Here is a 24,525-nt window from a genome sequence, read left to right as displayed (position 1 = left end):
CTGATGATGCCAGCCGGTTTCGGTCAAGCCTTGGTCAAGACTTGATCGGCGATCGGCGCGATACCGTCGCCCGCAACGATTGTGCCGGGATTGCGGAGCCGTCACGGATCCCAATAGGGCGGATCGCCGAAGGCTTCCTTCAGGTGCTGGGCGATGGCTCTGAGCTTGGTGGAGGCGCGCCGGCCCTCCGGATGCGCCATGTAGATGAACTCCGGCTCCGGGCTGAGCCCGACGTCGATCTCGTTCAGTTGCCCCTCGCGCACGGCCGGACCGGCGATGAAGGCGGGCAACAGCGCGATGCCGAGCCCGGCGACGGCGGCATCGTGCAACATGTCGCCATTGTTCATGCCAAGCGCCAGGCGGGCCCGTACGACTGTCGCACCGCCAGGTCCTTCGAAGCGCCAGTCGGCAGCACCCCGGTTGGTGTAGAAGATGCCGCGATGGCCCTCGAGTTCGACGAGCGACGCGGGCGTGCCGTGCCGGTCGAGGTAGTCGGGCGCGGCGACCAGCAGGCGCCGGCTTCTCGCAAGTTTCCACACGACCAGCCGCGAGTCGGCGATCGCGCCATGGCGCACGATCGCGTCGTAGCCTTCGGAGGCGGCATCGACCCGTCGGTCGTCGAGGTCAAGCGTCAGCTCGATCTCCGGGTGTTGGGCCAGGAACGGATAGAGCGCCGGGCCGAGATGCCTTCGGCCGAAGCTGACGGGGGCCGCGATCCGAAGCGGTCCCGTCAGCAGCCCGCGGCGTTCGGCAAGATCGCTGGCGGCCGCCTGCACTTCGCTGACAATCCGGATGGCGCGCTCGCGAAACGCGATGCCATCCTCGGTGAGCGTCAGCTTGCGTGTGGTGCGGTGGAGAAGCGTGGCGTTGAGCCCGCGCTCCAGTTCTGCCACTCTTTCGCTGACGACGGATTTCGACAGCCGCAGGCGACGTGCCGCCTCGCTGATCGAGCCGGCTTCGGCCACGGCGACAAAGGCAGCTATTCCTTCGATCTTCATCATCGTTCGGCTTTTCCGAATTCGAGTTCCACGATTGGGAGACTAATCCGAACGACCGTTTTCCGCCATATCTGTGGGCATCGACGGACGGCCAATCGAACCGGCCTCCTTCTCAACCCAGCAAGAGGATTTCATCATGTCACGTTTGGAGAACAAGACGGCACTCATCACCGGCGGCACCAGCGGCATCGGTCTCGAAACCGCCCGCCAGTTCATTGCCGAAGGCGCGCGCGTTGCAGTCACTGGCACCAATCCGAAGAACATCGCCGAAGCCCGATCCGTTCTTGGCGAGGCTGCGCTCATCATCGAGGCCGATGCCGGCAATGTCGCCGGCCAGGCGGCCGTTGCCGAAAAGATCCGTGCCGCCTTCGGCACGCTCGACATCCTGTTCATCAATGCCGGCATCGCCAAGCTGCAGCCGATCGAAGAGTGGGACGAGGCAAGCTTCGACCGGTCGATCGCCATCAACGTCAAGGGCCCGTACTTCCTGATCCAGGCACTGCTGCCCGTGTTCTCCAAGCGCGCCTCGGTCGTGCTCAACACCTCGATCAACGCCCATATCGGCATGCCGACCTCCAGCGTCTATGCGTTGACCAAGGCGGGCCTGCTGTCGCTGGCCCGCACGCTCTCCGGCGAACTCATCGGCCGCGGCATCCGGGTCAATGCCGTCAGCCCCGGTCCAATCCGCACGCCGCTCCATGACGGCCACGCCCCGACGCCCGAACAAAACAAGCAAGTGGTCGATGCGATCGCCGCGCAGATCCCGCTTGGCCGTTTCGGCGATGCGAGCGAGATCGCCAAGGCCGTGGTCTTCCTCGCTTCGGACGAAGCCACCTTTACCGTCGGTGCCGAACTGATCGTCGATGGCGGCATGGCGACGCTTTAGGACGGCACCGATAAAGAGCTCGAAACCTGATCACCCAAGCGCCGCGGGTCCGACCGACCCGCGGCGCTGTCGTGTTCCCGCCTTTGCCCATCGCCTGCCGTTGGCATCGGCGGCGGAGAAGAGTATATTTTTCTATTCTAATAAAAGGCATCCGTTTGCGGGGAACCGCGAGACGAACACCGATCAGATCTCAGGAGGAGACGATGACGAGTGTCAGATGGATGATGAAGGGGCGTGAGTTCATTCATTGCAATTGCGCCTATGGCTGCCCCTGCCAGTTCAACGCTCTGCCGACCCAAGGCCATTGCAGCGCTGTCGGCGCCTTCGAGATCGAGGAAGGCTATCACGGCGACACGCGGCTCGATGGGCTTCGCGGCGGCCTGATCGCCGCCTGGCCGGGCGCGATCCATGAGGGCAGGGGGCAGGTGGTGCCGATCGTCGATAGCCGCGCATCGGACGAACAGCGCGGCGCGCTGCTGCGCATTATGAGTGGCGAGGATACCGAACCCGGCGCGACCTTCTTCCAGGTCTTCGCAACCACCTTCGAAACCATGCACGATCCGGTCTTTGCCGAGATCGATTTCGAGGTTGATGTTGGCGCCCGAACGGCGCGGCTGAACGTGCCGGGCTGGATCGCCGCACGCGGCGAGCCGATCCTCAATCCCGTGACCGGCGCCGCCCATCAGGCGCGCATCAATCTCCCCCATGGCTTCGAATACGACATTTGCGAAGTCGGGCGCGGATGGGCCGATACGAAAGGGCCGCTGACTTTGGCGCTTGCGGATTCGCATGCCCATTTCGCCCGGATGCATTTGACCGAAAGCGGCGTGATCCACTGACGCCGATGGGAGACACAGCGCTCGAAACCCTGCTTAGACGTGACCGCGTCATCGTCGTGGCGGCGCTGGTCACCCTGACGGCGATCAGCTGGCTCTACATCCTGTGGCTGGCGTCGGCCATGGACATGGCTGTTCCCCCGGCTCCTTCAGCCAGCATGGATATGGGCTCCGGCATGGACATGGATATATGCCCATGGACATGCCGGCGGACAAGCCCATGACCATGGGGGCACAGCAGGGCGCCATGGCATCGATGGCGGGCGCGGTTGCCGCTCCCTGGTCCGCCACGACCTTCGCCTATGCCCTCGTCATGTGGGCCGTAATGATGGTCGGCATGATGGTGCCGTCGGCGACGCCGATGATCCTGCTCTATGCCCGTGTCGGCCGCAAGGCCGCCCAACAGGGCAAGCCCTTTGCCGCCACCGGTTTCTTTGCCGCCGGCTATCTGTCGGCGTGGATCCTGTTCGCGCTCGTCGCCGTTCTCGGGCAATGGCTGCTCGATCGCGCCCTGTTGCTCACGCCGGCGCTTGCAAGCGCCAGTGCGGTCCTCAGCGGCATCGTTCTGACTGCTGTCGGCCTGTTCCAGTTCACGCCGCTCAAGGATCGCTGTCTCAGCCAATGCCAGGCGCCGCTGCTTTTCATCCAGTCCCACGGCGGCTTTCGTCGGGAAGCGGGCGGCGCCTTCGGCCTCGGTGTGCGGCACGGGCTCTATTGCGTCGGCTGCTGCTGGGCGCTGATGGCGCTGCTGTTCGTCGGCGGGGTGATGAACGTGCTGTGGATCGCCGCGATCGCCATCTTCGTTCTGGCGGAGAAGGTCGTGCCCGGCGGCAGGATCCTGTCTCGCATCGCTGGGGCAGCGCTCGTTTTGGCCGGGCTGTGGCAGCTCATGGCCTTGCTCTGAAATAGAAGCGCCGCGCAACCGTTTCCGGCGCGCGGCGCTGTAGAAGTCGTCGGGCTTGAAGCCTTAGTCGCTCAGCGTATCGAAGAAATCCTTCATCCGGGCAAAGAAGCCGGTCGATTCCGGATTGTTGTCCTTGGAGGAGATCTCCTCGAATTCCTGCAGCAGTTCGCGCTGGCGCTTGGTCAGCTTCTGCGGCGTTTCGATCTGGATCTGGATGTAGAGGTCGCCCGATTGCGCCGAGCGCAGCACCGGCATGCCCTTGCCCTTCAAGCGGAACTGCTTGCCGGCCTGGGTGCCCTCGGGAACCGTGACGCGCGACTTGGTACCGTCGAGTGTCGTCACGTCGAACTTGCCGCCAAGGGCAGCCGTCGTCATCGAGATCGGCACGCTGCAATAGAGATCGGCGCCGTCGCGCTGGTAGAACTCATGCGGCCTGACCGAAAGGAAGATGTAGAGGTCGCCCGACGGTCCGCCGCGAAGGCCGGCTTCGCCTTCGCCCGAAAGGCGGATGCGCGTGCCGTCCTCGATGCCCGCCGGAATGTTGACCGAGAGGGTGCGCTCTTCGGTGACCCGGCCCTGGCCGTGGCACTTGCCGCAGGGGTCGGTGATCGTCTGACCGCGCCCGCCGCAGGTGGGGCAGGTGCGTTCGATCGAGAAGAAGCCTTGAGCGGCGCGCACGCGGCCGGAGCCGTGGCAGGTGCCGCAGGTCTTGGGGCTGGTGCCCGGCTTGGCGCCGGAGCCGGTGCAGACGTCGCAGGTGATCGAGGTCGGAACGCGGATCTGCGCCGTTTTGCCGCCGAAGGCTTCCTCGAGCGAGATCTCCATGTTGTAGCGAAGATCGGCGCCGCGCTCGCGGCCGCCCGATGAGCGCCGCTGGCGCCCGCCGCCCATCATCTCGCCGAAGATGTCTTCGAAGATGTCGGAGAAACCGCCGGCGCCACCGCCGCCGAAGCCGTTGCCCATGCCGCCCTGCTCGAAAGCCGCATGACCGTAGCGGTCATAGGCCGCCCGCTTCTGCGGGTCCTTGAGCATCTCGTAGGCTTCGTTGATTTCCTTGAAGGTCTTCTCCGCTGCCGCGTCGCCGGGGTTCTTGTCCGGATGATACTTCATCGCGAGCTTGCGGAAGGCGCTCTTCAGCTCCTTTTCGTCGGCGTTCTTGGCAACACCAAGCGTTTCGTAGAGATCACGTTTCATTCGTAGAAGATTATCCTGTTGGCAAGCCAGCGCGATGGCTCGGCGGCTGCCCGTTTACCTTGCCACCGATTTAGTAAACCTTGAAGCGCGATACCATAGCCCGAACGGCGGTAGATACGGTTTTTTGTCGGAAAAGGTACGTTTGCGGCAAGTCACAGTGCCGATCGCCGATATTGCAGGCCCTGACGGGCGAGACCGGCAACAAAAAAGCCCGGGCGAACCCGGGCTTTTCCGTCTGTTTGAAGGGCGACTTAGGCCGAACGCTTGCGATCGTCTTCGTCGTTGACTTCTTCGTAGTCGGCATCGACGACATCGCCGTCACGGGCAGCGTCGGCGGCGGCATCCGCATGAGCGGCTTCCGTCTGCTGCGCTTCGTAGATCGCCTGGCCGAGCTTCATGGAAACTTCCATGAGCGTGTTGGTCTTGGCCTTGATGTCTTCGGCGTCCGGCTCGGAGGCTTCGACGGCGGTCTTCAGCGCGGCAATCGCGTCGGAGATCGCCTTGCGGTCCGTTTCCGAAACCTTGTCGCCGTAATCCTTCAGCGACTTCTCGCTGGAGTGGATCAGGCTTTCGGCCTGGTTCTTGGCTTCCACGCCTTCGCGACGCTTCTTGTCGACTTCAGCGTTGGCTTCGGCGTCCTTGACCATCTTTTCGATGTCGGCGTCGGAGAGGCCGCCAGATGCCTGGATGCGGATCTGGTGTTCCTTGCCGGTGCCTTTGTCCTTGGCCGAAACCTGCACGATGCCGTTGGCATCGATGTCGAAGGTCACTTCGATCTGCGGCATGCCGCGCGGTGCCGGCGGAATGCCGACGAGGTCGAACTGGCCGAGCAGCTTGTTGTCTGCAGCCATTTCACGCTCGCCCTGGGAGACGCGGATCGTCACGGCCGACTGGTTGTCGTCGGCGGTCGAGAAGGTCTGCGACTTCTTGGTCGGGATCGTCGTGTTGCGTTCGATCAGGCGGGTGAAGACGCCACCGAGCGTTTCGATGCCGAGCGACAGCGGGGTGACGTCGAGCAGGAGAACGTCCTTGACGTCGCCCTGCAGAACGCCGGCCTGGATGGCGGCGCCCATGGCGACCACTTCATCCGGGTTCACGCCCTTGTGCGGCTCCTTGCCGAACAGCTGCTTGACGGTTTCCTGCACCTTCGGCATGCGGCTCATGCCACCGACGAGAACGACTTCGTCGATCTCGGCAGCCGAGACGCCGGCATCCTTGAGGGCTGCCTTGCACGGCGCGACGGTGCGCTGGATCAGGTCGTCGACAAGCGCTTCGAACTTGGCGCGGGTCAGCTTCATCGTCAGGTGCTTCGGACCGGAAGCGTCAGCCGTGATGAAGGGCAGGTTGATTTCGGTCTGCTGCGACGAGGACAGCTCGATCTTGGCCTTTTCAGCGGCTTCCTTCAGGCGCTGAAGAGCGAGCTTGTCGTTCTTCAGGTCGATGCCCTGTTCCTTCTTGAACTCGCCGGCGAGGTACTGGACGAGACGCATGTCGAAGTCTTCGCCACCGAGGAAGGTGTCGCCGTTGGTCGACTTCACTTCGAAGACGCCGTCGCCGATTTCGAGAACCGAGATATCGAAGGTACCACCACCCAAGTCGTAAACGGCGATCGTCTTGCCGTCCTTCTTGTCGAGGCCGTAGGCGAGCGCTGCCGCGGTAGGCTCGTTGATGATGCGCAGAACTTCGAGACCGGCGATCTTGCCGGCATCCTTGGTTGCCTGGCGCTGGGCGTCGTTGAAGTAGGCCGGAACGGTGATGACGGCCTTCTCGACCTTTTCACCGAGGTAGGATTCGGCCGTTTCCTTCATCTTCTGAAGGATCATGGCGGAGATCTGCGACGGGGAGTAATCCGTGCCGTGCGCTTCGACCCAGGCGTCGCCATTGTCGGCCTTGGTAATCTTGTAAGGAACCATGTCCTTGTCTTTTTGCGTGGTCGGGTCCTGGAAGGTCCGGCCAGATCAGGCGCTTGATCGCAAAAAGCGTGTTTTCCGGATTGGTGACAGCCTGGCGCTTGGCCGGCTGGCCAACGAGACGCTCGCCGTCTTCGCTGAATGCCACCATCGAGGGGGTCGTGCGCGCACCCTCGGCATTTTCGATCACCTTCGCGTCTTTACCGTCCATGACGGCGACGCAGGAGTTGGTCGTTCCCAGGTCAATACCAATAACTTTAGCCATGTCGTTCTCTCCTTGCAGCGGACTGTCGGAACCCGGTCAGGCATTCGTGAGACAGCCCCTAACGGGATGGTCTTTGGATTTCTTCGCAGCTTAGACTGCGCCGATGCGGCGTATATAAGGACCGGCGTTTCGGACTGCAAGGCATTCTGCGGGGCGTTTGGGGGCAAAAGCAAGCCCGGGATTTGTCTAGCCCGAAATGGGCCATCGGCCGCAGCCTGCCTACAGGCCGGATCCCCTGTCAAATCGAGGTTCACGGGCGGCTCAGCCGCCGGTCAGAATATCGAAAAGCGTGGTGCGGCGCGTGGCCCCGGTCGTCTGGCCGACATCGGCCGGCGGTACCATGCCGCCGTTGCCTTGGTCCGCCGTCTGGCCGCCCCACGGGGCGCCGCCCTGGTCGACCGGACGCTGCCCGACCGCGACTCCGCCATCGACGCCGACGGGTGCTTCCGGGAAGGCTTCCGGGTCCCCGGACATCAGGTCGCCGGGGGGCGGCGCGGTGCCGTCGTCGAAGACCGGCTGCACGCCGGTCGTCCCGAACAGCGGCGAGGGCGAAAGCCCTTCGTGGGCCGCCATCATGAAATCGTGCCAGGCCTTGGCCGGCAGGCCGCCGCCGGTGACCTTCTTCATCGACTTGCCGTCGTCGTTGCCGAACCAGACGCCGGTCGTGAGATTCGAGGTGTAGCCGACGAACAGCGCGTCGCGGAAGGACTGCGTCGTGCCGGTCTTGCCGGCCGCTTCCCAGCCTTTCAGTTGCGCCTTCTTGCCGGTGCCCTTGGTCAGCACCCGCAGCAGCATCTGGTTCATCTCGCTGACGATCGCCGGATCGAGCACACGCGGCGGGTTGTCGTAGGTGTTTTCGTAGAGCACCGTTCCGTCCGCCTTGGAAATGCGGCGGATCACGTGCGGCGTCGCCTTGAAGCCGCCATTCATGAAGGGGGCATAGGCCGACGTCAGTTCGACGAGGCTCACTTCCGACGTCCCGAGCGCGATCGAGGCGTTTGCCTGCATCTCGGAATCGATACCGAGGCGGTGCGCGACCTTGACGACGTTGGAAGGACCGACCTCCATGACCAGCTGGGCTGCGATCGTGTTCAGCGAGTTGGCGAGCGCATCGGCAAGCGTCACCTCGCCGCGATATTTCTGGTCGTAATTCTCCGGCGTCCAGTTGCCGATCCGAACCGGACCGTCATTGCGGATCGACATCGGCGTGCGGCCGATCTCCATGGCCGCGGCATAAACGAAGGGCTTGAAGGCCGAGCCCGGCTGGCGCTTGGCCTTGGAGGCGCGGTCGAACTGGCTCTCGGCATAGTCCTTGCCGCCGACGAGCGCCCGGATGGCGCCGGTGCCGTCGACCGAGACGAGGGCGGCCTGCGAGGCGTCGAGCTTCTTGCCGTCGGCGTCCAGCGTCGCGGCAATCACTTCCTCGGCCTTCTTCTCGAGATTGAGGTCGATCGTCGTGTCGATGACCAGGTCTTCCTTGATCTCGCCGATCATGCCCGGAAGCTGGTCCATCACCATGTCGGCGACATAATGCTCGGCGCCCGACCAGTAGCTCTTGGCCTTGGTCGGCGTCTGCGACATCGCCGTCTTGATCTCGCTGTCGGTGACGAAGCCTTCCTCGCGCATCGCGCCCAGCACGATCTGGGCGCGCTCTTCCGCCGCCTTCGGATCACGCGCCGGCGAGAGCCGCGAAGGGGCCTTGAGCAAGCCCGCGAGCAGGGCCGCCTCGCCGAGGTTCACGTCGCGTGCCGACTTGTTGAAGTAGCGCCGCGAGGCCGCTTCGACGCCATAGGCGTTGGAGCCGAAGAACACCCGGTTGAGATACATCGCCAGGATCTGGTCCTTGGAATATTTCTGCTCGAGCCAGAAGGCGAGCAAGACTTCCTGCACCTTGCGCTCCAGCGTGCGCTCCGGCGACAGGAACAGGTTCTTGGCGAGCTGCTGCGTCAGCGTCGAGCCGCCCTGGACCATGCGGCCCGTAGTGACGTTCGTCAGCATGGCGCGGGCCAGACCTAAGGGGTCGATGCCGAAATGGGAGTAGAAGCGCCGGTCTTCGATGGCGATGACTGCCTGCGGGATATAGGGCGACATGTTTTCGAGCGAAAGCGCTTCGCCGCCCGTGGTGCCGCGGTTAGCGATGATGTCGCCGCTGACGGCAAGGATCTTCACGTTCGGCGGGCGATCGGGGATCGACCAGCTTTCGGCGCTCGGCATGCGCGCGCCATAGTAGAGCACCAGGCCGCCGACGCCCATCGCGCCCCAGATGCCGAGCACGATGCACCAGTAGAACAGCGTGCGGACAAGGCCGACCAAGCCACCGCCACCGGAGCCGCGACGGCCGCCGCCGCGCTTGCCGGCTGGCTTCTTCTTGCCGCTGCTCCTGTTGGTCTGGCCGGAAGATTTGCCGCGTGGCGCCTTGCGGCCCGTGGTCACGCGGTCGCTGGCCTCGACGCGAAAATCGTCGTCGTCATCGTCCTCGTTTCCGCCGAACGAGGGCTCGATCCGCTGTCCTGACCTGCCGCTTGCTGCCATGCCGTTTGATCTATCCCTCACCGCCCAGCGGTGGCCCTTGGCGCTATCGTTGCGGCCAATCGATTTCGACGGCGGTAACGGCGTCCCACGCCCATCCGCCACGGCGACCGGGTGAACTTTAAATGCGGCAATTTAAGGGGTGGTTAAGAAAGTCGTTGTGAAAAAGCCTGATGGTTCAAAACCTTGACGCTGAGGCGCGCATGCGCCTCCAGGTCCGAGCCTGTGCTCGCCGGTTCTCACTGGATGGCGTTTCGAAGCGGAGTCTCTTCGACCGATGCCGTGGGGCTCACCGGATAGGGATCGGTGAAATCGTAGAGCCATTGGCTGAAAGGCATCCGCAGCAGCACCCGCTTGCCCAGATGGTTCATGGCCACCTCCTCGCAGTCGGCGGCCGGGAAGGCCCGACGGCCGCACATGCCGAGCGGGCTGTCGATCAGACGGAAGCCATGTCCCTGATAAACGAGGGCCGTCATCGCTTTGAGCTTGAGGGAGCCGGGCGGCAGCACCACGAGACGGAGGCTGGCAAGCCAGGTCGCAATAATCAGGACAACGATGAGGGCGGTCGGAATCTGGAGCAGCAATTTCATTTGAGCGCCTGCAATTACTGAGTGAAAATTTATTCTTGGCTTACACGTAGATGTATGTCGAAAAAGCTGAACAAAAGGAACCTGCCATCAGTAGTTGTGGTTTCTATGAGGTTATCGGTCGCGGCGGTCCTCCGGATGCACCATCCGCGATCCGACGTCAGGGACGATGCCTTTGGCCCTGCCTTTCCTTCACGATTTTGTGCAGTGCAAAATGATGTCTTGAAATTGTTGCGGCGCATAACTATTATACGACTTATCGAAGCGCTGCACCTCCTCCCGCGGCGCCCGATGCGGATCGGCGGCACTCCTCCTCCCAGCTGCCGATCAAGTTCGAGAGCCCCGTGTACCTCCTCCCACACGGGGCTCTTTTCATTTTGCGCTTACGCCCGCGGCTTTCTGTTCATCGGCGTGACGCCGCCCACCGCCTCCCAAATTTGCTGAGGTCAAACGGATCGCCGGTGCCGCGCCGAACGGTGGCTGGCCGATGTCGTTATCGATCCACTCGCGAATCCTGCTATGGACTTCGCCTCATTGTTGTGTTCGGCTGCCCGCACGACAAAGGAGGACTGCCATGAAGCTTCGATCCACCGTCTTTGCCCTCGGCGCATTTGCAGCCTTGAATGGCGAAGCTCTGGCGCAGGACAGCGTCGCCTATGTCGATGACCGGTCCGATGGGGCCGCGCTCGTCCGCTCGCTCTACAACGCCGTCAACCGCAAGGAATATGCCCGCGCCTATGGTTATTTCGGCGAATCGAAACCCGTCGGCGGCTTCAAGGCCTTCACCCGCGGCTATGAGCGCACGGTGTCTGTCGAGATCAAGGTCGGCAAGGTGAAGACGGAGGCCGGGGCGGGCAGCATCTATTCCGCCGTTCCCGTCGCGGTGAAATCGATCGAGAAGCGGGGGCGGGTGCGGTTCTTCGCCGGCTGCTATGTCGCCCGCATCATCAATCCGTCGCTGCAGGTGCCGCCGTTTACACCCTACCAGATCGAAGCGGCGCGCCTGCACGAGGTGAAGGGGCCGCTCGAGCAGGCGCTGCCCACTGTCTGCAACGCGCCCTGATATCCGTGATGGACGCGGTCCCTTCGCCTAGGGGAGGTCGCTCCCCTTCGGCGGCTGGCGCTCCGCCACGAAACGCGCCCGCTCGAACACCAGGATCACGATCAGCGCAAGCACGAACGGGATGACGAGGTAAAGCAACCGGAAGATCGCAAGCGCCGCAAGCACGGCAGCCGGGTCCATTTCCGGCAAGGCGGCGATGAAAATCAGCTCGAGTACGCCAAGCCCGCCGGGCGCATGCGACAGAAGGGCTGCCGAAAAGGACGCAAGGAAGATCCCGAGAATGACGATATAGCCCGGATTTCCCGCTTCCGGCAGGGCGAAATAGATGATCCCGGCGGCGCCGATCAGCTCCACCGGAGCGATCACCAGCTGCCGGAAAACGATCTTCGGCTTCGGGTAGTGCAGCTGGAACCAGCGCGTGCGGAACGACGGCAGCCCGACGAGACTGCCGATGACATAGAGCCCGATGACGATGAGGATGAGCACGCCGGTTGTGAGCGACATTTCGACCGGCAGGAATTCGGCAAAACGCTCGATGATGTCGGGCCGTACCAGAAGCACGACGGCCGATAGAACCAAGGTCCCGAGCGTGAAGGTGAAGGAGCAGAAGGCGACGAGAACGCCGACTTCGCCCGGGGAAAGCCCCTTGGAACGGTAGGCGCGGTAGCGCACGACCGCGCCGGAGAACACCGAGGCGCCGAGATTGTGCGACAGCGCGTAGGTCGTGAACGAGCAGAGCGTGATGAACCAGAGCGAAATGCGGTGGCCGAGGTGGTCGAGCGCAAGTCGGTCGTAGGCCGCCAGAGCTGCATAGGCGAGGAGCGTCGAGCCGATCGCCAGAAGCCAACTCCTCAGCGAAATCGCATTGAAGCTTGCGAGAAACTCGTCGAACGACAGGCCGCGCAACTCATGATAGAGCGCGTTCACCGAAAACAGGATCGCCAGAAGGCCGACAACGGGCCAGAAATAGGTCTGCAGCCGCTTCATGCCGGTGCCGCGATGGATGCGAGGGCGTGGCGGGGTTGTTTCAAGGACACTTCCGTTGCAGCGGCCGGAGGGTTTCTCCGAGCGGAGACGTTCAGTTTTCTGAGCCGCTTTGTCATAACGTCACGCCCGCAGCGCGACGCTTCGGTCCTTACCCTTGCCAACGATCCGATTTCCCTTTGTGATTTGTTTCACAAAAAGGAAGCACCTGAGACCCCGGAGGTCAAGGATTGACGGCCCGCCGACAACGGAGAAACCGCCGGGAAACAGTGAAGGGGAAACGGTAAAGCGTGGACATCCCATCGATCGGGCAGCGATGCATGCGCGTAGATGGAGAGCTTGCGCGCGAGGGCTGCATCATCTCCAGCCACGCAACCAAAGCAAAGAAGCCGTGGCGAGAGCTCCGCCACGGCTTCCGGGGTCAAGTGGCTCGGGCGGGATGCGCGCACAAAATCGCGCCCCGTCCCGCACCGATCATCAGGCGGCGAGCGCGTCGAGGATACGGATCCATGAGCGGATGCCCTTGTAATAGGACTGCAGCTCGTACTTCTCGTTCGGCGAATGGATGCGGTCGTCGGAAAGACCGAAGCCGACGAGCAGCGATTCCATGCCGAGCATCTTCTGGAAGTCGCCGACGATCGGGATCGAGCCGCCCATGCCGATGATGACGGCCGGCTTCGGCCACTCGTCGGACAGGGCCACCTTCGCCGTGTTGAGCAGCGGCGATTCGTATGGAAGATGGATCGCTGGCGAACCGCCATGGGCATGGAACTCGACCGAGCAGTCGGCCGGAACCTTGGAGCGCACATAGGCGCGGAAGGCTTCGCGGATCTTTTCCGGGTTCTGGTTGCCGACCAGGCGGAAGGAAACCTTTGCCGAAGCCTCGGCCGCGATCACCGTCTTGAAGCCTTCGCCGGTATAGCCGCCGGTGATGCCGTTGACTTCCGCGGTCGGCCGCGCCCAGGTCAGTTCCAGCACCGAGCGGTTCTTTTCACCCGACGGGATCGAAAGGCCGATTTCGCCGAGGAACTTCTCTGCCGTCTGGCCGAGCGTTTCCCAGGCCGCCTTGATCTGGGCCGGGGTCTCTTCGACGCCGTCGTAGAAGCCTGGCAGCGTCACGCGGCTGTTTTCGTCATGAAGGCCGGCGAGAATGGTGGTGAGGATGCGGATCGGGTTGGCGGCAGCACCACCGAAATAACCGGAATGCAGGTCGCGGTCGGCAGCCCGGACGATGACTTCTTCGCCGACGAGGCCGCGCAGGCCAGCGGAGATCGCCGGCGTATCGCGGTCCCACATGCTGGTGTCGCAGACCAGCGCATAGTCGGCCTTGAGTTCGGCGGCATTGGCTTCGAGGAAGGGCTTCAGCGACGGCGAGCCGGATTCCTCTTCGCCTTCGAACAGGATGGTGACGCGGCAGGGCAGGGCGCCATGCACGTCCTTGTAGGCGCGCACCGCCTCGAGGAAGGTCAGGAGCTGGCCCTTGTCGTCAGCCGTGCCACGGCCGGTGATCACCTTGCGGCCGGGTTCGATTTCCTTGATGCCGGGCTCGAACGGATCCGTGTCCCAGAGGTTCAGCGGATCGACCGGCTGAACGTCATAGTGGCCATAGAACAGCACATGCGGCGCATCGGGCTTGGCGCCGTCATGGTGGGCGACGACCATCGGATGGCCGGGGGTGTCGCGCACCGATGCGGTGAAGCCGAGGCTGTTGAGTTCGGCCACCAGCCATTCGGCCGCCTTGCGGCATTCCGCCTTGAAGGCCGGGTCGGTCGAGATCGACTTGATCCGAACGAGGTCGAACAGCCGGTCGAGGCTCCTTGGCAGGTTGGCGTCTGCGCGTTCGAGAACGGGGGTGATGTCAGCCATCATGCATATCCTTGCTTCAAGTTTCGCCGGAACCTACTGCATGTGCCGCCAAAGCGAAATCGATTTGAGCGATTTTGGGCAGAGGTCTCAGGTGACGGTGAACGGAGAGCCTGGCGCGTCGGCGAGGTGAGCGCCGGGGCGCCCGGATCGACGCGTCTGCCCCTGCTTTAGAACGGGCGAACGCCCGCTTTAAGCCAAATTTTTTGATGGAATGATAATAAGGGGGTGGTGCGTCAGGCGCGACTGTCGCTGCGTGCCACGCTCGCGAGCGCCATGCGCATATATTCGAGCATCAGTTCGCGTTCGAAATTCCTGAGGCCGGCAAGCAGCGACTGGTCGGCGGCAAGCGCTGCCTCCTTGGCGGCCGCCTCCATCTCCTTTGCCTTTTCGGTGAGGTAGATCTGCTGCGAGCGCTTGTCCTGCGGATGCTTGCGGCGGAGGATGAGCCCGTCGCGCTCCATGCGCGAGAGCGTGTTTGCCATCGTCGCCTGTTCGATGTCGAGGCGATCGAGCAGTTGTTTCTGCGTCAGGCCTTCCTCGGCCCAAAGCTCGAGCAGGATGGGAAACTGACCGGGCGCGAAACCAAGCTTCTGGCCGCGCTCGTGAAGCGCGCGCGAAAAGCTCTTAGCCAGCAGGCTGGCCAGGTAGGTCGCAGATTCCATACGATTGAAGGCCATGTCTATCGGTACGCCCGAACCGCCATGAAGACAAGTTACAATGCAGGCGATGGACCTTGAGACCGTCGGGTCCTCACCGGGATTTGAGCGGAGGTGATCGGACGGCAGAAACAAAAAACCGTCACGGTGCGGAGGCGGCGCCGTGACGGTCTTTTGAAAACGGGACAAAGGCCCGGAGAGGGGGATAAGGCCTTTGTCCTCATCTGGTGCGGGCGGGGGACAGGCCAATCACCAGAAGACGGCATCACTCGGTGCCGTTGAGTAAGATTTGAGGATTCAAATGTGGCTTTTCAAGGATACCGGGGCTGAATCGGACATTACAAATATGTAACGTTTGCGTGAAGCCGAACGGGCGCTTGCGAAGCCTTTTGGCGCTCGATCCCAAGGCGAAATCAGCCCCCGTTTTCGCAATCCGCGGTGGCGATCGCGGCCACCGCGACCGGTGGAGAATGTAGTGTCTGGCGGGAAAACCGCAATGGACCTTTGGCTTGCCCCGCGCTATCCATTTGCCCATGAAAAACGGTGATCATCTCTTCCTCGTCGACGGCTCCGGATTCATCTTCCGGGCGTTCCACGCCATCCCGCCGCTCAACCGCAAATCCGATGGCCTTCCGGTCAACGCGGTATCGGGTTTCTGCAACATGTTGTGGAAGCTGCTCACCGATGCGCGCGACACCTCGGTCGGCGTCACGCCGACCCATTTCGCGGTCATCTTCGACTATTCGTCGAAGACCTTCCGCAATGCGCTCTACGATCAGTACAAGGCGAACCGCACGGCGCCGCCGGAAGATCTGATCCCGCAGTTCGGGCTGATCCGTCACGCGACCCGCGCCTTCAACCTGCCCTGCATCGAGAAGGAAGGCTATGAGGCCGACGACCTGATCGCCACCTACGCCCGGCTTGCAGAAGCCGCCGGCGCCGGCGTCACCATCGTCTCGTCCGACAAGGACCTGATGCAGCTCGTGACCTCGAACGTGTCGATGTACGACAGCATGAAGGACAAGCAGATCTCGATCCCGGAAGTGATCGAGAAATGGGGCGTGCCGCCGGAAAAGATGATCGACCTGCAGGCGATGACCGGTGACTCCACCGACAACGTCCCGGGCATTCCCGGCATTGGCCCGAAGACGGCGGCACAGCTGCTCGAGGAGTACGGCGATCTCGAAACGCTGCTGGCCCGCGCCGGCGAGATCAAACAGGCCAAGCGCCGCGAGAACATCATCGCCAATGCCGATCTCGCTCGTCTGTCGCGCCAGCTCGTCGAACTCAAGACCGACACGCCGCTCGACGTTCCGCTCGAAGAGCTGAGCCTCGAGCCGCAGAACGGTCCGAAGCTGATCGCCTTCCTGAAGGCGATGGAATTCACAACGCTGACGCGTCGCGTCGCCGCCGCGACCGGTACGGACGCCGATGCCGTTGAAGCAGCCTTGGTGCCGGTAGAATGGGGCGCCGAGGCGCGCGGCCCTGATCTCGACAAGGGAGATGGGGCGGAAAAGGTCAGCGAGGGCTCCTCCACCGCGGCTGCCGCCCGTGGCGAGGCCGCGCAAGCCGCCGCCGTCCTGTCGCGTGCCGGCGAAGCGAATGGCGCGGACGCGACGCCCGAGGCGCTCGCTGCGGCACGCGCTGAAATCTTCGCCAAGGCGCCGATGGATCAGAGCGCCTATGTGACGATCCGCGACATCGCCACTCTCGACCGGTGGATATCGGACGCGCGCGAAGCCGGTGTCGTCGGCTTCGACACGGAAACGACCTCGCTCGATGCAATGCAGGCCGACCTCGTCGGCTTCTCGCTGGCGATCGCCGACCACAAGGCTGACCCGACCGGCGCCTCGATCCGGGCGGCCTATGTGCCGCTGATCCACAAGACCGGCGTCGGCGACTTGCTCGGCGGCGGGCTCGCCGAAAACCAGATCCCGGTCGCAGAAGCCTTGAGCCGGCTGAAGCGCCTGCTGGAGGACCCTTCGGTCCTCAAGGTCGCCCAGAACCTGAAATACGATTACCTCGTGATGAAGCGGCACGGCATCACCGTCGAAAGCTTCGACGACACGATGCTGATGTCCTACGTCGTCGATGCCGGCAACGGCACCCATGGCATGGACTCGCTGTCTGAGCGCTGGCTGAACCACAAGCCGATCGCCTACAAGGACATCACCGGAACCGGCAAATCCTCGGTGACCTTCGACTTCGTCGATATCGACCGGGCAACCGCCTACGCGGCTGAGGATGCGGACGTCACGCTCAGGCTCTGGCATATCCTGAAGGCCCGATTGGCCGCCAAGGGGCTGATGCGCGTCTATGAGCGGCTGGAGCGGCCCCTGGTTGCCGTTCTGGCACGCATGGAAGACCGCGGCATCACCGTCGACCGCCAGATCCTCTCGCGGCTTTCGGGCGAGCTCGCCCAGGGCGCAGCCGGGCTCGAGGACGAGATCTACAAGCTCGCTGGCGAAACCTTCACCATCGGTTCGCCGAAGCAGCTCGGCGATATCCTCTTCGGCAAGATGGGCTTTGCCGGCGGCTCGAAGACCAAGACCGGGCAATGGTCGACCTCGGCACAGGTTCTGGAAGACCTGGCAGCCGAAGGCCACGAACTGCCGCGCAAGATCGTCGACTGGCGGCAGCTGACCAAGCTCAAGTCCACCTATACCGATGCGCTTCCAGGCTTCGTCCATCCGGAGACGAAGCGCGTGCATACGTCCTACGCGCTCGCAGCCACGACCACCGGCCGCCTGTCGTCGTCCGATCCGAACCTGCAGAACATTCCGGTGCGCACCGCCGAAGGCCGCAAGATCCGCACCGCCTTCATCGCAACGCCCGGCCACAAGCTCGTCTCGGCCGACTACAGCCAGATCGAACTGCGCGTGCTTGCCCATGTTGCGGACATTCCGCAGCTTCGCCAGGCCTTTGCCGATGGCGTCGACATTCATGCGATGACCGCATCGGAAATGTTCGGCGTTCCGGTCGAGGGCATGCCGAGCGAAATCCGCCGGCGCGCCAAGGCGATTAACTTCGGTATCATCTACGGCATCTCCGCCTTCGGCCTTGCCAACCAGCTGTCGATCGAGCGCTCCGAAGCCAGCGACTACATCAAGCGCTATTTCGAGCGTTTCCCCGGCATCCGCGACTACATGGAGGGCACCAAGGTGTTTGCCCGCGAGCACGGCTACGTCGAGACGATCTTCGGTCGCCGCGCCCACTATCCGGACATCCGCTCGTCGATCCCGTCGCACCGTGCCTTCAACGAGCGCGCCGCGATCAATGCGCCGATCCAGGGCTCGGCCGCCGACATCATCCGCCGCGCCATGGTGAAGATGGAGCCGGCGCTGGCCGAGGCGAAGCTTTCGGCCCGCATGCTGCTGCAGGTGCACGACGAACTGATCTTCGAAGTCGAGGACGCCGAGGTCGAAAACACCATTCCGGTCGTCGTCTCGGTGATGGAGAACGCCGCCATGCCGGCGCTCGACATGAAGGTGCCGCTGAAGGTCGATGCGCGCGCGGCGACCAACTGGGACGAGGCGCACTGATCTAGTCGGTGCACGCCGGGTTTTTGATGGAAACCTCTCAGAAAACCTCAAAAGCCGGATGCGACGAATCTTGCAGCGCCCGGGGGCATTCCATGCTCCCGGGCGCCTTTCCATCAGGATGATAGAAAGCGTCAGCCGTCGCAGCCGGAACGATTGCCGGCGCGTTCAACTCCTCGTAGGCAGCCTTTGGGAAGGGGCTCGAGCCTCATCCGAAACGGCTGCAATCGGAGGAGATCATGGCGCCGAAGACCTTCATTCTTGTCCTGTCCTGCGACGACAAACCCGGCATTGTCGCCGCCGTCACCACGGAGCTTGCCGCCCTTGGCGCAAACATCGCCGAGAGCAACCAGTTCTGGGATACCAAGACCAACAGCTTCTTCATGCGCATCGCCTTCCAGGTTGCAGCGAGCGTCCAGGCTGGTGATGTCGAGCGGGCGCTTCGCCCGGCCGTCGAGCGTTTCCAGATGCGGACCACGCTCACGGATGCTGCGGTCAAGCCGAAGATCCTGGTCCTCGTCTCCAAGTTCGACCATGCGCTCCTGCACCTGCTTTACCAGATCCGTGTCGGCTGGTTGAACGCGGAGGTCGTCGCCATCGTCTCCAACCACGAAGACAGCCGGCGTACGGCTGAAGCCGAAGGGCTCGCCTATCACTGTTGGTCGGTATCGAAGGACAACAAGGCCGAGCAGGAGGAAAGGCTTCTGCGACTGGTCCAGGAGACCGGCGCGGATCTCGTCATCCTTGCCCGCTACATGCAGGTGTTTTCCGACAATCTGTCGAAGCGCCTCTACGGCAAGGCGATCAACATCCACCATTCGTTCCTGCCGAGCTTCAAGGGCGCCAAGCCCTATCATCAGGCGCATGAGCGTGGCGTGAAGCTGATCGGGGCGACGGCGCACTACGTCACGCCGGACCTCGACGAAGGCCCGATCATCGAACAGGAAACCGAACGCGTCAGCCATGCCTTGACGGCGGAAGATTTCGTCGCCACCGGCCGCGACATCGAAAGCCGGGTGCTGGCGCGTGCCGTCAAGCTGCACCTGGAGCGGCGCGTCATGCTCAACGGTCACAAGACGGTCGTGTTCAGCTAGAGGGTTCTGGAAGGCGCTTCATGTAGCCGGTACTCACAGGGGTGCCGGCTACAGCTGTTACAGGCGGGCTACGACGGCGGTCGCGGTAACGGCCGGCGCGCGGAAGCTGGCAAAGAGCCGGCTCAGGCCCTCGCGTCCCTCGGCCGTCAGATCGAAGGTGCGGCCGAACAGCAGCCATTCCGTACAGAGCCCGAGCATCATCCAGTGCAGGGTCCGCGTCGCGGAGGCGGGGGTCCAGGTCTCGTGCATCTGCCCCTTGGCAAGCGCGCGGGAAAAAGCGAGTTCGAGCACGACATTGTGGTGCTCGTCGAGTTCCTTCTGGCGGGCGAGGACCTCGCCCAGGTCGCCGTCGTAATTGGTGCGCAGCATGATCGTCAGAATGCGCTGGCGCTGCTCGTCGGCGGCCAGAACATCCAGCCAGTCGCCCATGGCACCTTCGAGGATGGAGAGTGTATCGGCAGCTTCCGCTTCGATCTCGCGGGCGACCATGTCTTCCTGCGGCAAGGGCACAGCGTCGTGCAGCGCGAGGAACAGGTCGGTCTTGTTGGCAAAGTGCCAGTAGATGGCGCCACGGGTCACGCCGGCGGCCTTGGCTATTTCTTCGAGCGTCGTGTTCGAGACGCCCTTTTCGTAGAAGACGCGCTCGGCGGCGCTCAGGATCTTCTGTCTTGTTGCTTCTGCATCGGCCTTTGTTCGGCGCATTCATTCCTCCTCATGCGACGGCCCGCCAGAGGCGGGCCGTCCAGTCTTGTTTTATTCGGCGGGTGTCGGGTTTTCTGCGGCTGTCGGTGTGTTCTCCACCTTCTTTCGGCTGAAGAGCTTCGTGACGAACACGAAGAAGACAGGAACGAAGAAGATGGCGAGCACCGTTGCCGAGATCATCCCGCCCATGACGCCCGTGCCGATGGCGCGCTGGCTGCCGGAGCTGGCACCCGTGGCGATTGCCAGCGGCAGAACACCGAGCGTGAAGGCCAGCGACGTCATCAGGATCGGCCGGAAGCGAAGATGTGCCGCCTCCAGCGTCGCGTCGATCAGCGACTTGCCCTGCTCACGCAGTTCCTTGGCGAACTCGATGATCAGGATCGCGTTCTTGGCCGAGAGACCGATGATCGCGATCAGGCCGACCTTGAAGTAGACGTCGTTCGGCATGTCGCGCATCATCACGGCGAGCACCGAACCGATGACGCCGAGCGGAACGACCATGATCACCGCCACCGGGATCGACCAGCTCTCATAGAGGGCTGCAAGGCACAGGAACACCAGAAGGCACGACAGCGCGATCAGGAGAGGCGCCTGGGTGCCGGACTGGATTTCCTGCAGCGACTGGCCGGTCCATTCGTAACCGAAGCCTGCAGGCAACTGGCCCGCCAGCCGTTGCATCTCGGCGATCGCGTCACCCGAGGAGTAGCCGTGGGCGGCTTCGCCGCTGATACGGACCGACGGGTAGCCGTTGTAGCCGATCGTCTGTGTAGACGCCTTGACCCACTCCACCGTCGCGAAGGCCGACAGGGGCACCATGCCGCCATTGGCGTTGCGGACGTTGAGGTTCAGGAGGTCGGCGGTCTGCATGCGCTGACCTTCGTCCGCCTGCACCGTCACGCGCTGCATGCGTCCGGCATTGGGGAAGTCGTTGACGTAGGACGAGCCGAGGTTGGTCGAGATCGTCGAGTTGATATCGGCGAAGGTCACACCGAAGGTGTTGGCCTTCTCGCGATCGATCGTGACGCTGACCTGAGCCGCATCGGGCATGCCCTCGAAGCGGACGCCGGAGAGCACCTTGCTCTCAGCAGCCATGCCGAGCAGCTGGTCGCGGGCCTGCGACAGCGCCGCCTGGCCGAGACCGCCACGGTCCTGCAGGCGGAACGAGAAGCCGCCGGTGGTGCCGAGGCCCTGGATCGCCGGCGGCGACAGTGCGAAGCTGATCGCATCCTTGATCTGGCTCATCGCCATCGTCGCCCGCATGGCGATCGACTGTGCGGCGTTGTCGGCGTCACGTTCCTTCCAGTCTTTCAGCGTCACGAAGGCGAGTGCTGCGTTCTGGCCGGTACCGAAGAAGGAGAAGCCGTTGATCGCGATGATGCGTTCGACTGCCGTTTCCTGGCCGAAGATCTTCTCGGCCTGCTCCACCACCTCGGTCGTGCGGTTGCCCGTTGCTTCCGACGGCAGCTGCATCATGACGATCACGAAGCCCTGGTCTTCGTCCGGAAGGAACGACGACGGCAGCTTCATGAACAGCCAGCCGAGACCGGCGAGCACCGCGACATAGACGATCATGTAGCGGCCGGTCCGGTGGACCAGGCGCTTCACGATGCCGCTATAGCCGTGCGACGTCTTGTCGAACGAGCGGTTGAACCAACCGAAGAAGCCACGCTTGGCGTGATGATGACCCTTCGGAACCTGCTTCAGGAAGCTCGCGCAGAGCGCCGGTGTCAGCGACAAAGCGAGAAGTGCGGAGAACAGGATCGAGACGACCATCGTCAGCGAGAACTGGCGATAGATCACACCGACCGCGCCCGGGAAGAAGGCCATCGGAATGAACACCGAGGCGAGAACCAGCGTGATGCCGATGACGGCGCCGGTGATCTGCTTCATCGCCTTGCGGGTGGCTTCTTTCGGCGTTGCCCCTTCCTCGGACATGATGCGTTCGACGTTTTCGACGACGATGATCGCATCGTCGACGAGAATGCCGATCGCCAGCACCATGCCGAACATGGTCAGAACGTTGATCGAGAAGCCCATCGCCAGCATGACCGCGCAGGTGCCGAGGAGCGCCACCGGCACGACGAGCGTCGGGATGATGGTGTAGCGGATGTTCTGCAGGAACAGGAACATCACGATGAACACCAGCGCGACCGCTTCGACCAGCGTCGAAAGCACCTTCTCGATGGAAACGGCGACGAAGGGCGAGGTGTCGTAGGGAACCGAATATTCGAGGCCCTGCGGGAAGAACTTCGCCAGTTCGTCCATGCGTTCCTTGATCGCGGCCGAGGTCGACATGGCGTTGCCGCTCGGCGAAAGCTGGACGGCGATAGCCGCCGACGGCTTGCCGTTCAGGCGCGTCGAGAAGGCGTAGCTTTCGCCGCCGATCTCGATGCGGGCAACGTCGCGCAGGCGGACGGAGGAGCCGTCCGGATTGGCGCGAAGCACGATCGCACCGAACTCTTCGGCGCTTTCGAGCTGGCCCTTGACGACGACGGGCGCGCTGATCTGCTGGGTGATCGGGTTCGGCTGTGCGCCGATCGAGCCCGAAGCGATCTGGGCGTTCTGCGCCGTGATCGCATTGGTCACGTCCGCAGCCGTCAGGTTCAGACCCAGCATCTTGTCCGGATCGAGCCAGACGCGCATCGAGCGTTCCGTGGCAAACAGCTGCGCACGGCCGACGCCGGGCACGCGCTGGATTTCGCTAAGCACGTTGCGGCTTAGATAGTCGCCGAGACCGATGGCGTCCATCGAGCCGTCGGTCGAGGTGAGGGCCACTATCATCAGGAAGCCGGAGCCGGCTTCATCGACCTGGACGCCCTGGCGCTTGACCGAATCGGGCAGGCGCGGTTCGACGCGGCGAACGCGGTTCTGGATGTCGACGGCCGCCTGTCCTGGATCGGTGCCCGGTGCAAAGGTGGCGCTGATTTCGACCGAGCCGGAGGCGCTGGAGGTCGACTCGAAATAGAGCAGGCCTTCGACGCCGTTCAGTTCGTCTTCGATCAGTCGCGTGACGCTCTGATAGGTGTCTTGCGACGAGGCGCCGGGGTAGCTCGTGTTGATGGAGATCTGCGGCGGCGCGACGTCAGGATACTGCGATACCGGCAGAAGCGGAATCGCAATGACGCCGGCGACCATGATGAAGATCGCCACCACCCAGGCAAAAATAGGCCTGTCGATGAAAAAACTAGGCATCAATCAAACTCACTTTGTAGCTTCGGCAGGCTTTTCGTCGGCAGCCGCCGTCGTCTGCGCTGCTTCGGCAGTCGGCTTGGCGTCCGGGTTCCAGTCCGTCGGCTCGACGGGGGCACCGGGGCCGATCTTCTGGAAGCCTTCGACGATGACCTTTTCGCCGGCCTTGATGCCGGAGGTCACTTGCCAGCGGGTGCCGATCGTGCGGCCGAGGGTCACGTTGCGGAACTCGACCTTGTTGTCGGCGCCGACGACATAAACCTGCGACTGGCCGGCGTTGTTGCGCTGGACGGCCTGCTGCGGAACGGTGATCGCGTCCTTCTCGACGCCCTGCTGCACAAGCACGCGAACATACATGCCGGGAAGCAGGTCGTTGTCGGGGTTCGGGAATTCGCCGCGCAGGGTCACCTGGCCGGTCGTCGCGTCGACGGCGGCTTCCGAGAACAGGAGCTTGCCCTTGTGCTCATAGGTGGTGCCGTCGTCGAGCACGAGCTGGACTTCGGCTTCCTCGCCGTCGCCGTTCATCATCTGGCCGTCCTCGAGCGCCTTGCGCAGGCGGATGAGGTCGGTCGCCGACTGGGTGAAGTCGGCGTAGAGCGGGTCGAGCTGCTGGATCGTCGCGAGATTTTCCGAGCTGTTGGTGCTGACGAGCGCGCCTTCGGTGATCAGCGCACGGCCGATGCGGCCGCTGATCGGTGCCGTCACGTCGGCATATTGCAGGTCGAGCTTGGCCGCAGCGAGGCCGGCTTCGGCGATCGCGACATCGGCGTCGGCGGTCGCAAGCAGCGCAGCCGCATCTTCCAGCTGCTGCGCGGCGACGACGTTCGCCTTCTTCAGCTGCTCCTGGCGATCGGCCTTCTGCTGGGCCTGCTGGCGAATGGATTGGGCGCGCCGAAGCGTTGCCTCTGCCTTTTCGACCTGGACGCGGAAGGGCGCGGGATCGATGCGGTAGAGCACGTCACCGGCATTGACCTTGGAGCCCTGCTGGAAGACGCGTTCGACGACAATGCCGGAAACGCGCGGACGGACCTCGGCGACACGGGTCGCGGCGATGCGGCCCGGAAGCTCGTTGGTGATCGGCAGGGTTTCGGTCTTGGTCGTGAAGACCGCGACGGCGGACGGTGGGAATGCGGCGGCGCCCTGTTGTGCTTCCTCTTTCTGGCAGCCGGAAAGAAGAATCACAGTTGCCAAGGCGGCGGCCAGTGTCGGTCGGTTCATGCGCATAGCGATGTCCATATTCGGTGACCGCAGGCGACAGGTGCATCTCGCAAGGTGCCCGTGCGGTCCGGAAGTGAAGGGGAGCGGAACCGGTATTGCTTGGGG

15 protein-coding genes and 2 pseudogenes are annotated in these 24,525 nt (G+C 63.3%); 6 read left to right on the top strand and 11 right to left on the bottom strand.

From position 1 onward, the window contains the following. Positions 1–101 precede the first annotated feature (101 nt). On the bottom strand, positions 102–1,001 hold the full coding sequence (locus tag OVA00_RS18790; RefSeq protein WP_268089451.1) for a LysR family transcriptional regulator: 900 nt from the start codon (positions 999–1,001) through the stop codon (positions 102–104). A 133-nt stretch (positions 1,002–1,134) separates the two neighbouring features. On the opposite strand from OVA00_RS18790, the gene OVA00_RS18785 reads away from it, so the two are divergent. The 3 genes and pseudogenes from OVA00_RS18785 to OVA00_RS18775 all read left to right on the top strand — a co-directional run bounded on the left by OVA00_RS18785 (position 1,135) and on the right by OVA00_RS18775 (position 3,624). Beyond that, positions 1,135–1,884 carry an SDR family oxidoreductase gene (locus tag OVA00_RS18785; RefSeq protein WP_034805296.1) on the top strand — a complete coding sequence of 250 codons (750 nt, stop codon included), beginning with the start codon at positions 1,135–1,137 and terminating at the stop codon, positions 1,882–1,884. Between the two features lie 203 nt (positions 1,885–2,087). Further along, complete coding sequence (locus OVA00_RS18780; protein ID WP_034804927.1) at positions 2,088–2,723, top strand: DUF1326 domain-containing protein; 636 nt, start codon at positions 2,088–2,090, stop codon at positions 2,721–2,723. A 5-nt stretch (positions 2,724–2,728) separates the two neighbouring features. Continuing rightward, a pseudogene (locus OVA00_RS18775) lies at positions 2,729–3,624 on the top strand (DUF2182 domain-containing protein). A 63-nt stretch (positions 3,625–3,687) separates the two neighbouring features. On the opposite strand, the gene dnaJ reads toward OVA00_RS18775, so the two are convergent. The 4 genes and pseudogenes from dnaJ to OVA00_RS18755 form a co-directional block, all read right to left on the bottom strand. Beyond that, positions 3,688–4,818 (bottom strand): molecular chaperone DnaJ, encoded by a 1,131-nt coding sequence (gene dnaJ, locus OVA00_RS18770; protein WP_034804924.1) that lies wholly within the window; start codon positions 4,816–4,818, stop codon positions 3,688–3,690. A 251-nt stretch (positions 4,819–5,069) separates the two neighbouring features. Continuing rightward, a pseudogene (dnaK, locus tag OVA00_RS18765) lies at positions 5,070–6,993 on the bottom strand (molecular chaperone DnaK). A gap of 261 nt (positions 6,994–7,254) precedes the next feature. Further along, positions 7,255–9,525 carry a transglycosylase domain-containing protein gene (locus OVA00_RS18760; RefSeq protein WP_112977002.1) on the bottom strand — a complete coding sequence of 757 codons (2,271 nt, stop codon included), beginning with the start codon at positions 9,523–9,525 and terminating at the stop codon, positions 7,255–7,257. Between the two features lie 236 nt (positions 9,526–9,761). Next, entirely contained in the window at positions 9,762–10,112 is a 351-nt protein-coding gene (locus tag OVA00_RS18755) for a hypothetical protein (RefSeq protein WP_268089450.1), read from the bottom strand. 571 nt (positions 10,113–10,683) lie between these two features. Here OVA00_RS18755 and OVA00_RS18750 point away from each other — a divergent pair. Beyond that, complete coding sequence (locus OVA00_RS18750) at positions 10,684–11,172, top strand: hypothetical protein (RefSeq protein WP_034804913.1); 489 nt, start codon at positions 10,684–10,686, stop codon at positions 11,170–11,172. A 27-nt stretch (positions 11,173–11,199) separates the two neighbouring features. Here OVA00_RS18750 and OVA00_RS18745 read toward each other — a convergent pair whose 3' ends face one another. The 3 genes from OVA00_RS18745 to OVA00_RS18735 all read right to left on the bottom strand — a co-directional run bounded on the left by OVA00_RS18745 (position 11,200) and on the right by OVA00_RS18735 (position 14,699). Further along, positions 11,200–12,159 carry a lysylphosphatidylglycerol synthase transmembrane domain-containing protein gene (locus tag OVA00_RS18745; protein ID WP_034804910.1) on the bottom strand — a complete coding sequence of 320 codons (960 nt, stop codon included), beginning with the start codon at positions 12,157–12,159 and terminating at the stop codon, positions 11,200–11,202. A gap of 474 nt (positions 12,160–12,633) precedes the next feature. Then, the gene (locus OVA00_RS18740) at positions 12,634–14,025 is read right to left on the bottom strand and encodes a M20/M25/M40 family metallo-hydrolase (protein WP_268089449.1); all 1,392 of its coding nucleotides are present in this window, start codon (positions 14,023–14,025) and stop codon (positions 12,634–12,636) included. 230 nt (positions 14,026–14,255) lie between these two features. Continuing rightward, the gene (locus OVA00_RS18735; RefSeq protein ID WP_060519455.1) at positions 14,256–14,699 is read right to left on the bottom strand and encodes a MarR family winged helix-turn-helix transcriptional regulator; all 444 of its coding nucleotides are present in this window, start codon (positions 14,697–14,699) and stop codon (positions 14,256–14,258) included. Positions 14,700–15,211: 512 nt separating this feature from the next. Here OVA00_RS18735 and polA point away from each other — a divergent pair. Then, the gene (polA, locus tag OVA00_RS18730; RefSeq protein WP_034805279.1) at positions 15,212–18,220 is read left to right on the top strand and encodes a DNA polymerase I; all 3,009 of its coding nucleotides are present in this window, start codon (positions 15,212–15,214) and stop codon (positions 18,218–18,220) included. Between the two features lie 236 nt (positions 18,221–18,456). Further along, a complete protein-coding gene (purU, locus tag OVA00_RS18725) occupies positions 18,457–19,311 on the top strand; it encodes a formyltetrahydrofolate deformylase (protein WP_051659688.1) in 855 nt (284 codons plus the stop codon). A 57-nt stretch (positions 19,312–19,368) separates the two neighbouring features. Here purU and OVA00_RS18720 read toward each other — a convergent pair whose 3' ends face one another. From OVA00_RS18720 to OVA00_RS18710, 3 genes are read right to left on the bottom strand one after another with little or no spacing between them, the layout of a single operon-like run. Beyond that, on the bottom strand, positions 19,369–20,013 hold the full coding sequence (locus OVA00_RS18720) for a TetR family transcriptional regulator (RefSeq protein WP_034804901.1): 645 nt from the start codon (positions 20,011–20,013) through the stop codon (positions 19,369–19,371). Positions 20,014–20,064: 51 nt separating this feature from the next. Beyond that, on the bottom strand, positions 20,065–23,205 hold the full coding sequence (locus OVA00_RS18715; protein WP_034804897.1) for an efflux RND transporter permease subunit: 3,141 nt from the start codon (positions 23,203–23,205) through the stop codon (positions 20,065–20,067). 9 nt (positions 23,206–23,214) lie between these two features. Next, complete coding sequence (locus OVA00_RS18710; RefSeq protein ID WP_034804880.1) at positions 23,215–24,438, bottom strand: efflux RND transporter periplasmic adaptor subunit; 1,224 nt, start codon at positions 24,436–24,438, stop codon at positions 23,215–23,217. Positions 24,439–24,525 lie beyond the last annotated feature (87 nt).

Source organism: Ensifer sp. SL37 (assembly GCF_026672675.1).
Classification (GTDB): domain Bacteria; phylum Pseudomonadota; class Alphaproteobacteria; order Rhizobiales; family Rhizobiaceae; genus Ensifer; species Ensifer adhaerens.
Note: the sequence above shows the minus strand (reverse complement) of the source record. Positions and strands in the feature narration are given on the sequence as shown.

Excerpts from the sequence above, each read along its gene's own strand:
- OVA00_RS18790 (WP_268089451.1), bottom strand. The coding sequence starts at position 1,001 with ATGATGAAGATCGAAGGAATAGCTGCCTTTGTCGCCGTGGCCGAAGCC.
- OVA00_RS18785 (WP_034805296.1), top strand. The coding sequence starts at position 1,135 with ATGTCACGTTTGGAGAACAAGACGGCACTCATCACCGGCGGCACCAGC.
- OVA00_RS18780 (WP_034804927.1), top strand. The coding sequence starts at position 2,088 with ATGACGAGTGTCAGATGGATGATGAAGGGGCGTGAGTTCATTCATTGC.
- dnaJ (WP_034804924.1), bottom strand. The coding sequence starts at position 4,818 with ATGAAACGTGATCTCTACGAAACGCTTGGTGTTGCCAAGAACGCCGAC.
- OVA00_RS18760 (WP_112977002.1), bottom strand. The coding sequence starts at position 9,525 with ATGGCAGCAAGCGGCAGGTCAGGACAGCGGATCGAGCCCTCGTTCGGC.
- OVA00_RS18755 (WP_268089450.1), bottom strand. The coding sequence starts at position 10,112 with ATGAAATTGCTGCTCCAGATTCCGACCGCCCTCATCGTTGTCCTGATT.
- OVA00_RS18750 (WP_034804913.1), top strand. The coding sequence starts at position 10,684 with ATGAAGCTTCGATCCACCGTCTTTGCCCTCGGCGCATTTGCAGCCTTG.
- OVA00_RS18745 (WP_034804910.1), bottom strand. The coding sequence starts at position 12,159 with ATGAAGCGGCTGCAGACCTATTTCTGGCCCGTTGTCGGCCTTCTGGCG.
- OVA00_RS18740 (WP_268089449.1), bottom strand. The coding sequence starts at position 14,025 with ATGATGGCTGACATCACCCCCGTTCTCGAACGCGCAGACGCCAACCTG.
- OVA00_RS18735 (WP_060519455.1), bottom strand. The coding sequence starts at position 14,699 with ATGGCCTTCAATCGTATGGAATCTGCGACCTACCTGGCCAGCCTGCTG.
- polA (WP_034805279.1), top strand. The coding sequence starts at position 15,212 with ATGAAAAACGGTGATCATCTCTTCCTCGTCGACGGCTCCGGATTCATC.
- purU (WP_051659688.1), top strand. The coding sequence starts at position 18,457 with ATGGCGCCGAAGACCTTCATTCTTGTCCTGTCCTGCGACGACAAACCC.
- OVA00_RS18720 (WP_034804901.1), bottom strand. The coding sequence starts at position 20,013 with ATGCGCCGAACAAAGGCCGATGCAGAAGCAACAAGACAGAAGATCCTG.
- OVA00_RS18715 (WP_034804897.1), bottom strand. The coding sequence starts at position 23,205 with ATGCCTAGTTTTTTCATCGACAGGCCTATTTTTGCCTGGGTGGTGGCG.
- OVA00_RS18710 (WP_034804880.1), bottom strand. The coding sequence starts at position 24,438 with ATGGACATCGCTATGCGCATGAACCGACCGACACTGGCCGCCGCCTTG.